Origin of the sequence: Planktothricoides sp. SR001 (assembly GCF_001276715.1) — a bacterium.
Taxonomy (GTDB): Bacteria; Cyanobacteriota; Cyanobacteriia; order Cyanobacteriales; family Laspinemataceae; genus Planktothricoides; species Planktothricoides raciborskii.
Genome location: NZ_LIUQ01000005.1, coordinates 44,064 through 57,756 on the forward strand (window position 1 = coordinate 44,064; position 13,693 = coordinate 57,756).

The 13,693-nt window shown below is 44.1% G+C and carries 9 protein-coding genes; 2 read left to right on the forward strand and 7 right to left on the reverse strand.

All coding sequences use genetic code 11. The features are described from left to right. Positions 1-17: 17 nt before the first annotated feature. The 6 genes from AM228_RS04605 to AM228_RS04625 form a co-directional block, all read right to left on the reverse strand. On the reverse strand, positions 18-1,697 hold the full coding sequence (locus AM228_RS04605) for an AarF/ABC1/UbiB kinase family protein (protein ID WP_054465054.1): 1,680 nt from the start codon (positions 1,695-1,697) through the stop codon (positions 18-20). Between the two features lie 213 nt (positions 1,698-1,910). Continuing rightward, positions 1,911-3,965: a GAF domain-containing sensor histidine kinase gene (locus AM228_RS04610; RefSeq protein WP_190877660.1), complete on the reverse strand. Its 2,055-nt coding sequence runs from the start codon at positions 3,963-3,965 to the stop codon at positions 1,911-1,913. Next, a complete protein-coding gene (locus AM228_RS36015) occupies positions 3,965-4,096 on the reverse strand; it encodes a hypothetical protein (protein WP_255353150.1) in 132 nt (43 codons plus the stop codon). Before AM228_RS36015 ends, AM228_RS04610 begins: the two co-directional genes overlap by 1 nt. A gap of 397 nt (positions 4,097-4,493) precedes the next feature. Further along, the gene (locus tag AM228_RS04615) at positions 4,494-5,276 is read right to left on the reverse strand and encodes an MBL fold metallo-hydrolase (RefSeq protein WP_054464936.1); all 783 of its coding nucleotides are present in this window, start codon (positions 5,274-5,276) and stop codon (positions 4,494-4,496) included. Positions 5,277-5,448: 172 nt separating this feature from the next. Further along, positions 5,449-7,704 (reverse strand): CHASE2 domain-containing protein, encoded by a 2,256-nt coding sequence (locus tag AM228_RS04620; protein WP_054464937.1) that lies wholly within the window; start codon positions 7,702-7,704, stop codon positions 5,449-5,451. A 25-nt stretch (positions 7,705-7,729) separates the two neighbouring features. Continuing rightward, positions 7,730-8,515, reverse strand: a complete 786-nt coding sequence (locus tag AM228_RS04625; protein ID WP_054464938.1) for a DUF928 domain-containing protein — start codon at positions 8,513-8,515, stop codon at positions 7,730-7,732. Between the two features lie 113 nt (positions 8,516-8,628). Between AM228_RS04625 and AM228_RS33975 the strand changes: the two genes are divergently transcribed. Then, on the forward strand, positions 8,629-8,871 hold the full coding sequence (locus AM228_RS33975; RefSeq protein ID WP_190877664.1) for a hypothetical protein: 243 nt from the start codon (positions 8,629-8,631) through the stop codon (positions 8,869-8,871). 415 nt (positions 8,872-9,286) lie between these two features. Here the strand turns inward: AM228_RS33975 and aguB are convergent, their stop codons facing one another. Continuing rightward, entirely contained in the window at positions 9,287-10,147 is an 861-nt protein-coding gene (aguB, locus tag AM228_RS04630) for an N-carbamoylputrescine amidase (protein ID WP_054464939.1), read from the reverse strand. 99 nt (positions 10,148-10,246) lie between these two features. Between aguB and AM228_RS04635 the strand changes: the two genes are divergently transcribed. Next, complete coding sequence (locus AM228_RS04635; protein ID WP_054464940.1) at positions 10,247-13,690, forward strand: DEAD/DEAH box helicase; 3,444 nt, start codon at positions 10,247-10,249, stop codon at positions 13,688-13,690. Positions 13,691-13,693 lie beyond the last annotated feature (3 nt).

Sequence of the window (13,693 nt, forward strand, 5' to 3'; positions counted from 1 at the left end):
CCCCCTGGGAAATCTGGCTATTTTTCTATCATTTGATCGAGTTTTTCCCGCAAAGCTAAAGCGCTTAAAGAGCGTAACAGCAACAAGAAACATAGAGCACAAAGTGTAAAGGCAAAAATTGCCCAAGATTTAAAATTACCTACCACTAATACAGCACCCCCTAAGAAGCTAAATCCGGTTAAACAAGCATAAATCAGGGTTTTTATTCCCAGACTAATTCGTCTGAGGACGCGATCGCTCTCCATAGAGCGGACTTGTAGCTCCAGTTCTCCCTGGGCGATCCGCTCTTCTAAGCGGCGGATCACCCGTTCAGTGGCATTGGGTTGTTGTAATTTATACTGAATAAAATTACGAGTTTGCTTCGTCAGTTCTTGAATCAGATTACTCCGTCCCTGGGATGCCGTAATACTCTTGACAAACGGTTGAGCCGCTGCCACTAAATTATATTGTGGATCTAAAGACCGTGCCAGCCCATCCAGGGTGGTTAAGGCTTTTAAAATAAAAGTCATCTGGGCAGGCAGGCGAAATGGCTGCTGTTCAAACATCGCATAAAGCTCCCCTTTAATCTCGCCAAATGCCTGAAAATCAATCGGTTTTTCTGTAAACTTATCTAATAAAAAAGTAATCATGCGACGGACTGGCCTCATATCCGAAACCCGCTCAATTAGTCCCATATTAATCAGGGTGGTAATCACCTCATCCGTATCTTTTCTGAGAACGGCAAAAAATGTTTTAATCATCTCTTCTTTATTCAGAGCGTTGACTTCCGACATCATGCCGAAGTCGTAAAAAATGATTTGTCCTTGGGGGGTTAAGGCCATGTTGCCCGGATGAGGATCCGCTTGAAAGAAGCCATCAATCAAGATTTGTTTCAGGTAGCAACAAATGCCAATCTGATTAATTTTTTGGGGATTTAAGCCAAATTTTTCAATCGTTTCCCGGTCATCAATTTTAATCCCTGGGAGATATTCAATAGTTAAAATTTTCGTATTGGTTCTTTCCCAGTAAATTTTAGGCACAATAATTTCGGGATAGTCTTTAAAATTAATAGCAAATTTTTCGGCATTTTTTGCTTCTTGTACATAGTCAATTTCTAGATACAGAATATTAAAAAATTCATCATAAATTGCTTCTAAGTTATAGATTCTTGTCCAAGGCAACCAGCGACGACAAAACCGCAAGAGTTTGCCCAAGGCTTGAAAATCTAATTGAAAGAGTTCTTGTAATCCCGGACGTTGGACTTTGACCACCACATCTTGTCCGGTGTGGAGTTGGGCGAGGTGAACCTGTCCTAAACTGGCAGCGGCGATCGGACGGTCCTTAAAATCCCGATATAGGGAATAAATGGAACTGCCGAATTCTGATTCGATCAGGGCGATCGCCTCATTGCCACTGAATTCCGGGACTTTATCTTGCAGGGAACTCAAGGCTCGCACATATTCCAAGGGCAGGATATCGGCGCGAGTGGACAAAGCTTGGCCAATTTTAATAAATGTCGGACCTAAATCTAAAAGCTTTTGAACTAACCACTGAGCACGCTTTTGTCTAATTTGCGGGGAATTTCTGCCCAGTTTTTTATCCAACCACAAACAAAAGAGAAAATATCCGGCAGCGCTAAAGACTTCTCGTTGCCGATCTAAGGGAGAATATTGAGTTTTTTGCCAGCGGAAGGTTTTTGGAGTAGAATTTGTGAGCATTCTTTGGGCTTGGGAAATCACAGCACCACGGGGACATTCAGTAGTTTGCCATAGTCAGGCAACCAAAAGCGAGTCAGCTAACTTCTAACTCGCTAAAATTGATGGGGTTTGGTGATGCTGAATGTCCAAGCCAACCATTGCCCGAACCATTGCCCGAACCATTGCCTGAAGCATTGCCCGAACCATTGCCCGAACCATTGCCTGAAAGTTCCCTTAGAGTTCTGGTCGTTTAAGTTGCTGGGGCAAAGTGACGGTAAAGCAGGTTTCCCAAGGCACCGAATCATCATCGGCATTTTCCGGGGGCTGTAAGGACTCACTGGTGACGGTGATGGTGCCATTTAAGTGAGAAATCAATGACTTGACCAAGGCTAAACCTAATCCGGTGCCGGCTACCGCTTTTTGGGTCATCCCTTGACCGCGCCGAAACTTGTCGAAAATATTAGGTAGATCCGCTGGAAAGATCCCGGCGCCAATATTGGTGACTTTAATCACAACCGAGCCTGTTTCTATGTGCTGCATGACCTGCAAATCAACATTGGTTGCGGGATCTGAGTATTTCCCGGCGTTGGTAAGCAGTTCCACGATCGCGTGTTCCAGATTTTTGGGATCGGTTTGAATTTTCAGGGGTTTTTTTTCTAAGCGTAAAGAGAGGGTTAATTCTTTATCAGACCAGGTTTGCCGGAAATTATCTGCTAAACCGCGCAAAAATGGTTGCAAATCGAGCATTTCTAGTTGGATAGTAGAGTTGCGAAACTCTAATTCCCGCAACTTGAGTAAGTCATTGACCAATTTGGTTTCCCGATTTAATTGGGATTGCATCATGTCCAAATACATGGCTTGGCGTTCGGGGGAAATCCCGGGACGGCGTAAATTTTCGATCGCCATCCGCATGGTCGCCAGGGGAGTTTTTAACTCATGGTTGAGAGTATCAAGAAATTCATCTTTCACCTCATTTAAGCGTCGCAGTTGGTCAAGTTGTTGGCGGGTCAGTTCGTAAAGTTTGGCTTGCACTTCCATCGCTCGCTTCAGTTGAGCATTGCGGTCTTCTACTAAGGCTTGAACTTGGTGCAAAGTTTGATTTTGTAAAATCGCATTGCCTAGTTGAGTGCCGACTAATTCTAAAATTTTTAACTCTTCCGCAGACCACGGGCGATCGCTGGAATTTTGCAACACTAAAAACCCTAAAATCGTATTACCGCTACCCCCACTACTCAGGGCGATAATCGGCACATTAATACCCGATCGCATCCGCTCTAGATCAAAAATTTTGAACATCGTTTTCGGGTAATTTTCCCGGTCAGCAGACTCCTCGGTGAGATTGGGTAGATTGATCGGCTCTGGGGCGTTGAGAAAAGCTTGTTGGCACCAGGGACAATCAGACAGCCAAAAAGACTCATTGACTAAAGACTCATTGACTATAGAATCAGGGACAAAAGATCGATCCTTTTCCGCTTCATCTGTTTCTTTAACAACAGCCAAACCACTTTGACAAACCACTACCACTTTCGCTCTAGGGACTCGTTTGCTGCGTCCTTTCTGTTTAGCACCCTGACTTATGTTACGGCTTTTATATAGAGGATCTTGATATTTAAGGAGTAAAATCAACCCTTTTTCAACTGCTAACGAGTCCACCAGTTTATCAATCGCCATAAGTAGAATTTGATCTAAGTCACTCCAGTGATGAATCGCCATTGTCATCTGATGGATTAAGTTTTGTTGCTGACGAATGGATGTCACTTTTTCTTTGTAAGAACTAATTGTCCTCTGTTGATCCAAATTGGCAATGGCGATCGCCACTTGGCTTGACACTTCGTTAAGCTGTTGCATCTTTGTTTCCGTCCATAATAATGGTTGCATAGCGATCAGCACCAAGCCTCCAACCACAGGTCGATTGGGGGGAGCCGCGATCGCGATCAATGACCCTTCAAGCTGCGATAACCAGTTGGATACCCCCAACTCAGAAAACACTGCCTGAGCTTGAGAAATCAAAACTCCATCGGGTTCTGCCACTATTGCATCCCACAAAGGCTGCAAATCAAGTTGCAAATCATCCTCACACGGCAAAGATGCTACTTCTGAGCCAAACCGTTCTTGAATTTGTGATGACGTGCTGACATACCAGTCAATCTTTGATGGGATCGGTTCCTCAAAGCTCCTCTCTACTGCCATCAAGCAGCAGTCTACATTAAAGGTATTTCTGATTAGTTCAACAATTGACGACGCCCGGTTCAAATCATTAGGTTGATTCAACAGGATTTGAGCCATCATCAAGCTAAAATTCTGGTCAGGGGATTCCCCGTAGGCTGGACTAGATATATCTGTGCCAAAGTCAGTAAACATTCAGTAAACATAGAGATAAATTTTGTTTCCACGATCGCCAGACGGATCTGCCGATCCATATTGCCCTAACCTGAGTGGATTGGGAGAATTTCCTTTGAATTTAACATCCCATTGGCCGATTTGCCGTAGCCAGTAAGTGCCACGATCTAGCCAGAAACCCGGTTTCTATGGTTTCTGTAAATTGTTTCCCAGACGCTGCTATTCATCTATCTATCAGCTTACCCCTGAAAGCAATATAATTACATCAGTGATTTTGCCAGCTTTTTTGCTGGGTTAATCTGAGTAATTTTACTGGGTCGTTCAGTAATTCCACTGAGAGATGCCGCCCCAGCATTTGTCAGAGAGAAAAAAATTCCCCCGGCAGCAAGATACTCGGAGGAAATGGGGGGATCCCTGGCGATCGCCAGGGATCCCCAGGGATCAATTCATCAAATCACCCAAACCGATCGCTTATAATCACCGAATCAAAGCCTCGGATAATTCAAAACTTTGTCCCCGTTTGACAAAGCCCAAAAATCCCCCTTCTGTGGCATCGGGTAATGGGCCTGGTTGATATCCATACAACCACATTTTCTGTTTGATTTCGGCGGGTAACTTCACCAAATCATTATAATGGGCATGAACGGGAGTGGGGAATTTGGAGGTTTCGCAATCGTGGAAAATCAGATCGGCGCGATCGTAATACTCCTGCATTTTTTCCACCTGTAATTGGGTATCGGTGGTTAAAAATATCTTCAGCCCATTCACTGCAAAAAATAAGCCATAGCTAGGCATCAGATAATAGCCATTATCAATATGGATTACTTGCACCAAGTCAAATTGAATTCCTTGCCAAGTAAAATGGCCATTCTTGCTTACTTTATGCACGGCAAACAGACTATCTAAATCATTAATATCCCCTTGCACTGATGTTAACCCACCGGATAAAGTATTTTGCCAGAGGGGACCTGCAATATCTTTACTGATGTACAAATTGGGTTTCTGGCAGCGGGGATCAAACTTGGTAGTAAAAGCCATATATTCCAAACCCCCGGCATGATCCGAATGTAAATGGCTGATATAAATATCAGTAATATCTAAATAAGAAAACCCTTCGGCATACAGGGAAAAGCGAATATCTGACCCACAATCAATCAAAAGTTTATTACCTTGTTCGTCGATCAGTAGCATATTTGATTGATAATTATCGGCTCCCACAGTAAAAGCCGATCCAGTCCCTAAGAAAAGTATTTTAATCATGTTGTCACTCTCTGATTTCTGAATTGGTTAGATTTTTTGATATACAGAAAAAACGAGACGAAGCTGGGACTAACAATTCAGCAGTCCCATATGAACATTTCTTGAGTTAATCACTCCCCGCCATCTAGATGTAGGAAAAAAATTATAAAATTCGGCGATCGCCGCATCCGATTTAAACAGTGAGGGATTTATACAGGGCGCTCAATTTGGCTTCAACCCCTGGAGGTTTGGAGGTAAACTGAATATAAAAACAGCCCAAATCCGCTGGTTTTTCCAAAACTTTCCCATAAATATCTTCACTGAATTCTGCCTCGGTTTCTGGGGAAAGTAAATTTAATTTGAGATTTGTTAAGGGGATGGGTTGGACATGATCTGGCGATGGATCGGGGATTTGCAATAAAGCGGCTTTGGGGGATAGATGAATCAAATTGGCGGAAAACTTGGTATCGCCAATATTTTTGCCATCTAAAACCGTGTATTGCAAAGGCAATGGTTCCTTGAGGGGGAAGAAAACTTCTTCTTTTTTTTGCAGAGATAAATGATATTTTCCCTGAATGCCACCCACATCATAGATGGTGATGGGTTCTTTTACCCCTTTGGGTGTCACCTGTTTTGTGCCGTTGATTTGAACTAACTGTTCACCGGCATCTTTTAAGGTGGTTTCGGAGATGAGAATCTGTCCCCCAGTGGTGTAGGATTCAATCCGATAAGTTAAGTTGACTTGACTGCCAACGATCCCGTATTTGGTGCGTTTCTCGGAGCCAATATTGCCGACCACCACTTCCCCAGTGTTGATGCCGATGCCCATTTCTAGTTCCGACAAGCCCCACTCTCTCATTTTTTGGTTGACGGTATCCATTGCCAACTGCATGGCGATCGCACAGGCGATCGCTCGTTCCGGGTCATCCGGTCTAGCGGTCGGTGCCCCAAACAGCACCAAAATCCCATCTCCCATAAACTCATCAATTGTCCCTTGGTAGGATGTAATCACATCCGCCATTTTGCTGAGATAGAAGTTAAGAATTTTCACCACTTCTTCGGGAGAGAGTCTTTCCGATAAAGCGGTAAAACCTCTTAAATCGGAAGTAAAAATGGTAATTTTGCGCCGTTCTCCCCCCATTTTTAAACCTTCGGGGTTTTCTAATAAGTTAGACACCACTTCCGAGGTGAGATAACGGCCAAAGGTTTTTCTAATTTCAGCGGCACTACGAGCAATATAAGCGGTGACGGCGATCGCGGAACCGGCTAAGGCTAAACCCGCAGGGACTACGGGCAGCCACAAACCTTGTAACATGGCCACATAAGTGCTGCCAAATAAGGCCACTCCCGCACTGACTAGGGCGACGGTTTTTTGCCAGGAAAAGGTTTTCTCGCTACCCGTGGATCGCCATGCCCAAGTGAAGGACGCGCCAATGGTACTCCAAAATAAAATCCACAGCCATTCATAATATTCTGGCCAACTTCTAATTAAGGGGCGATCGTTGAGGACGCTGCTTAAAATTTGGCTGATCGCATTGGCATGAATTTCTACTCCCGCCATCCGTTCTGGCAGGGTCAGCAGACCACTACTATAGGGGGTAAAAAATAAGTCGTTAGAACTGTCACTGACCGCCCCAATTAAAATGATGCGATCGCGCCCCCAATCTGGCGGCACCTTATTGTCCAAAATATCTCGCATCGGCACCGTCTCGAAATGCTGACTCCCAGCGCGATAGTTCAGCATCACCTGATAGCCCGCCACATCTGCCCGCACATAGCCGCCATCATTGGCTTCTAAAGGCGGAAACTCAGTCTGACCAAACCGCCAAATTCCTGTGTCTGGATCTTGTTCTGGGCTAATGCCGTCAGCATTTAAATAAGCACCCGCCAACAACATCCCAAAACTGAAGTAGGTTTGCTCCGGATCCGGTTGCACATAAAGAAAACTACGGCGCACCTTGTTATCCGCATCAACAATTAAATCATTTGCGCCAACTTGAAAAAAGTTGCCCGCCAAAGCGGGGGGGCCAGCGACCAGTTCCCTGGGACTATTCCCCACCACTTTCTGAATAGCCACGAGATTTGGGGTGGATTTAAACACTTCGACCAACTCTTGATGACCGGGTTCTATGGGTAAATCCCGATAAATATCCAAACCAATGGCTCTCGGTTCCATAGCCTTGAGTTTGCGGAGCAAATCCGCATAAACCCCATCAGGAATGATCGCCTGACCAATTTTTTGCAGATCCTGATCGTCAATCCCGACAATCGCAATTCGGCGATCCTGGGTTGCTTCAGGACGCAGCCGAAGGGACTGATCGAAAACTGCCCATTCCCAGGCTTGCAACAATCCACCCCAGCGCACCAGGATGACTAGGACTGCCATACTAGGGGCTGTTAGCCATACCCCACGCCATTGCCATATCAACTTTTTCCAGGTTGACCACATCTTGAGACACCCCTCTAGTTGTTTTTTAGTTGTTTTGCACGGCACATTGGGCGATCGTATCAGTCCCTACTTGTGCTTCCAAACCCATCCAATTTAACAACTCTTGCCATTCATTTTGATAATCACAACGATTCTGAGCCAATAAACTCACCAGTTCATTGTAAATCCCGGCATTTAGATAGACTTCTGCTTGTTTCCAACTATCTTCACCGGCTTGTTTCAGATTCGTTTGTAGTTGATTCAGTTGGTCTGCTTCCAGGTCTAAGGATTCCACCCAACCTTCCAGATAAACATCTCCACTTCGGCGTTGGGGATTGCAAACGATTGACAACTGCCAGGTATAGACTTCACCTGTTTCTAAAGAAACATCTGGGGGGAGATTTTCTTCGATAATTGTCCCAGTTTTCACCTGACTCAGATCGAGCATTTTACTATAAACTTCTTCACCATTTTGATCCAAAACTACAAATTCTGCGGTTTTGGCTTTAGTGGAAGGAACATACCAGAAAAATTTGGGGCGATCGGAAAGAGTCGTCCAGACATTATTGGTAGGAATTAATGCACTGGGTTTGGGCAAATCCTCAGAAATGCAACCATCCCCGCGAGTACCTCCGCCAATGGTTCTGGCTGGAGCCCCACGATATGCTGGTTGAGGCCAGCCCCCACCACCCCCGCCGCCCCATTGACTAATTTGAAAATCGACTGGCTCCGATTTTGCTGCTTGATACGGCAACAAGCCAAAACAATTGATTAAGGCTGGATAGAGGAATAAGCCAGCCAATTTTTTTAAACCATTTTTTCGTTGACTCATTTGAACACCTCGTAAATATCCTTCATTGACTTCAGTTTATTTAAATCTATCTCAGCCAGCCATCTCAGCCAGCCATAATTTAGCTGTTTCCCCATCGGGTAAAATTTACACAATTGCCAATTTTTAGGTATCTGAGTGAAGATTTATCAAGTCTTGTCTGTTTAATCCATGAAGATGTGAGATTAGGTTGGCACATACAGATCCATTATATTCTCTACCGCAGCGGTTTGCCGGAAAAAATCGGAGTTTTTGGGGACAAATTCACCCAGAATTGGCAGAAAAATGTGAATAATTCCGATTTCTCCGATCGCTGCCCCGATTGGCGGGTCAAACATCCAGGAAATGATGACTTTTGACAGGGGCTTACAGCAGCGATCGATGTTTTTTTCCCTCCCCGGTCAATGGTCGAATTTCCCGGAATTTTTCGAGCGCTGGCTCAAGTTTATAAATGTTTACAAAACTTGACTAATTTTAAACTTACCCAACCATCACCTAGACCATCAATTAGGCAAAAATATGCCAATAATTGAAACAAAAATACTCCATAGATATCGTATAGATATCGTATAAATATCATCCAGATATCGTCTAGATGCGTGGCTGGGGTTTAAGGTTCCCATTCCGGCGAATTATATCAAGTCCGTGTATTCGTTGATTATCTACAAAGCCCTGTCATTCCAGCCGATGGCGGCTTTCGCGGGGGTAAACTCCTGCGGGAATCCATCTTAATGAGAGAGGATTGTTTTTGTAAGCGATCGAACCGACTTGATATTAGATGCCATCAACACTACTGAGAAGACCGTAAAGTTCGGGACGGCGATCGCGGAAAAAGCCAAAAGCCGCCCTTGTCCGGGTAATTTCGGCGCGATCGAAGGTGGCGTAAATAATCCCCTCTTCGTCGGCACCTAATTCTGCCACTTTATCCCCGAAGTGATTGGCAATAAAAGAATGACCGTAAAAAGTTTGTCCTTCTTCGGTGCCGATCCGGTTTGCAGCCACCACCGGGACAATATTCGCCACCGCATGACCAATCATCACCCGTTGCCAAGGGTCTTTAGTATTTAAATCCGCCTGTTGGGGTTCGCTGCCGATCGCCGTGGGATAAAGTAAGATATCTGCTCCCATGAGCACCATTGCTCTGGCACATTCGGGAAACCATTGATCCCAACAAATTCCTACCCCAATGGTGCCAAATCGGGTTGACCAAGCCCGAAATCCGGTATTTCCCGGTCGGAAATAAAATTTTTCTTCATATCCTGGGCCATCGGGAATATGACTTTTGCGGTAAATCCCTAATAAAGACCCATCCGCATTCACGATCGCCACACTATTGTAATAAGACTGGCCGGCTTTTTCAAAAAAAGAAACCGGCACGACGACCCCTAATTCGGCGGCAATTTTCTGGAAATGATGAATGGTGGGATGTCCTTCGACGGGATGCGCCCAGTCAAAAAATTTCTCGTGTTCTTCTTTACAAAAATAATGTCCTTCAAATAATTCTGAAGGTAAGATGACTTGAGCGCCTTTAGCTGCCGCTTCTCGGACTAATTCACTGATTTTTTTGACGTTGCGGTTGTGTTCTTCGGAATAGGATGTTTGAATGGCCGCTGTTTTGATGAGTTGAGGGTGCATAGATGTGTTTTTTGACTTGAGCAAAACTTATTCTAGCAAAACAATTGGTGGGCGATCGCATGGTAAACTAACAAAATAGCGATCACCAAGATATTACCAATGGATAAACAAAAACGGTATCAGGCCATCGAAGTGAGGAGATGGGATCTACTGCGAGAAAACGGCTACGGATTTTTGGTGGCAGAGGGGGGACAAAAAAAAGTGATTTTATCCCCTAAAAAATATCGAACATCAACTGAAGCTGGTGAAAAAATTTTTTTCCATTTTACTAACTTACCGCCAGAAATTCGACATTGGTTTGCTCGTGATTATTTTGGAGAACCATTATTACCGACGGTTTCTTTTACCATTGGTCAAACAGACAAAGGAGAGGTAGCGGAAAACATTCGCTTAGAACCGCATCTCAATCGAGAAGTAATTTGGCGGCACAACGGTCAATTATTATCCCTGCAATTGGGGCGATCTGTGGAAAATTGGCCTGACGCTGATGCATCGGTTTTGGCAACCAGCGATTTTTGGATTTGTGAAGTCTTTAAAATTCTACCTGGTTGTGAATCAGGGGACGGTTATATCGCTCGCATCCAGCAAAAATTTGTTTTGGGTGAGGACAAAATTACAGAGAAAGTTCATCCGTCATTGGCGGAAGATTTACAGTCCTATCTGATGAGTCAATTTAAGGATGGAATGCCTCAGATTTTTAATCAAGAATCTCTAGCCGATTTGGGCGATCGCCTACACCAACTGCACCATAGTTTTGCATTTCAGTTGCCTGTCACAGAGCGACATGTTTTGATTGACCGCTTAACCAAAATTTATGCAGATATTTTAACCGATGAACTGGTCAATCGACTTGCCCCATATTTGCCCGGTTTAGTAGATCTAATCTGGCAGCCAAAAAGCCAAAAATTGCCTTTATTGGCTCTAGATTTAGAGTCAAATGGAGAGACAATATGGGAATTTGCCCTAGTGGGACAAACCGGGGAATTATCTAATTTAACAAATCCTAGTGATCAGCAATTAAACAGCGAGCTTACTAAAATAAAACCGGGGCAAATTCTGGTTGGGCATAAGATTAAAGACTGGGATTTATCGATTTTACGCAAAAAAGGCTGTGAAGTTGACCATTTTGAGGTGATGGACACCCTGGAAGAAGAAATGCAGCTAAATCCGTTGCGTTTATCCTATGCCCTAGATACTGCCCATACAGCGGTCAAAGATGCCCAGAAAACTCTGGCACTAGCCCGGAACCAATATCTGCGAAAATCAGGGCTGTCCGAAGTTCAAAAAAGCGCCAACCAAGAGGCGGATAGCTTTTTCTTGCGTTTTCCTGAAAACCATTGGCAAAAAGCGATTCCTTCATTGCTAAAAAGCGAAGGTAAGACTTTAATTATTGGCCCTGATGAGTATGCTTATTTTCTCATGCTACCTCCAGTAGCTCAGGTGATTCAGCCTACGGCAAAACCCTGTAATTTTCACGGCAATGGTCAGAAACTTTTTGAACGTTATGTGACAGAAATAGAAAAATTAGGCTATGGGGCGATCGCTGAACTAGCCCCTGGAATTTTGAGGCATCAATGGGAACTCAGCCAGGAAAAATCGGTGCCGGATATTCCACTAACAGTCAAAATTGTTTACTGTTCTGTTAAGAATTATCTGCAACCAGATATTATCAGCAAAATTAATCACTGGCAACCAGAAAACATCCATCTACTGTTCCCAGAAAGTTTTCCTTTACAGTCCCGGCAGTATATCCGCACTTTGAGCCAATATGAAGTAGAAGAAAAAATCCACAAAACAGGTGGTTGGACGCGGTTTGCCGTGGGGCGTAGCTATGTTTCCTTGGAGAGTTTGGGCTTACAAATAGCAGATTTAGTCGATCGAAGTGACAATACTTACGGGTTAACTCGGTTCTGGTTAGAAAAAACCGTCCAGGGAGAAATTCAACTATGGGGATGCTGGAACGATCGGGATTTTGCCCAGCATTTAGGCCGGCATTTTGAGCGGACAATTATCCGTCATTCTATTGATCATCAACCCCAGACTACTTGGCTGTTGCCAATTATCGGCGATCGTGAAACTGAACCATTAAGCGACTTTCGACTGACTCCAGAAACCCCCTACCGGGCAGATTATTGGGCTGCCCTATTGCCACTGATTGACTATTACTCTCAGCAGGGCGATCGGATAATTTTAGCCGTGAATGAATCCGCAGAAATTCCTCAAATAGAAAATTTCTTGCTAGACCTCTGTAGCGGCGGTAAATTAAAGTTTGAAAGTATTGAAAATTTAGCAAATAATCAAGATAACCTGCGGATCAAAATTAGGCAGTTAATTCGGCAAGAAAACATCATCTTAATCATCCCCATGCAGCGATTAGAAGCCAGCATCCGGGAATTACAAGTAGAAAATTTAACTGCCAACGCACCCAGAAACTTTGACTGGCGTAAACTCACGATTATTTTAGAGTCTTTGCCGGTTAACCTCATTCCAGTATGGCAATTAAAATCATCAGATTGGTCTCTCGAAAGTTATCGAGAAGAATTAGAAGATTCTATGGAGAATGAGCAGAACCCGGACGGAGAATTTGATGATGAAGCATTAGAGGATGAAGAGCAAACAACTGAAAAAGAAGCAGAAGCGAATAGTGACCAAGAAAGCGATCGCCTTTTTTGTTTAGAAGATAAAGTCGCAGGTTGCATTTCAGTGCTGCAAAAAATTGGCTTCTGGCTTTCTGACAGTTGCCCCATCCGTTTAGTTTGCCTCGACCCTCGGTTAAAAGCGGCAAATTTTACAGCGACTAAAGACTGGTTAAAACGAGATAGTATTACTCAACTACAAACAATTGATGGAGTGACAGAAACAGCCAAACGTTATTTTCACCAGCCAGGAAAGTTGAAGTTTTCTCAACTGGATGAAAACCAATGGAAAGAGGCGATCGCTCAAGCATTTTTGTTCGGTTCTACCCTCAGAGATGAGCAAGTTGAATACTTGAAAAATATCATGCCCCGTGAACTTGACCATCAATTTATTAGTTTGCCCACCGGTGGGGGGAAGTCGATTATTTTTCAAGCCCCGGCACTTTATCGAGGCTATTCTACTCACCGTTTAACCGTGGTGATTTCACCGTTGAAAGCCCTGATTAAAGACCAAGAGCGATCGCTTTGGGAAAAAGGATTTATTAGCACTGTTATTGGGCTAACTGGGGATATGACCCGCGAAGAAATAGAAGATAGTTATCGGCAAATTCGAGGCGGAGAATGCTTACTATTATACACTGCGCCAGAGCGGTTTAGAAGTAAAAGATTTCGGGCAGTTTTAGCCGAACGTTTTAACCGTGACAACTCTGGGCCAGAATATTGGGTTTTTGACGAAGCCCACTGTCTTTCTATGTGGGGGCTTGATTTTCGCCCGGACTATTTCTATGCCGCCAAGTTTGTTACACAGCAAAGGGAAAACGGCATAAATTCGCCGATTTTACTCCTATCTGCTACTCTCAACGAACAGGTAATTGGTGATTTGCAAACAACTCTTAACCTCAAGTAAAAT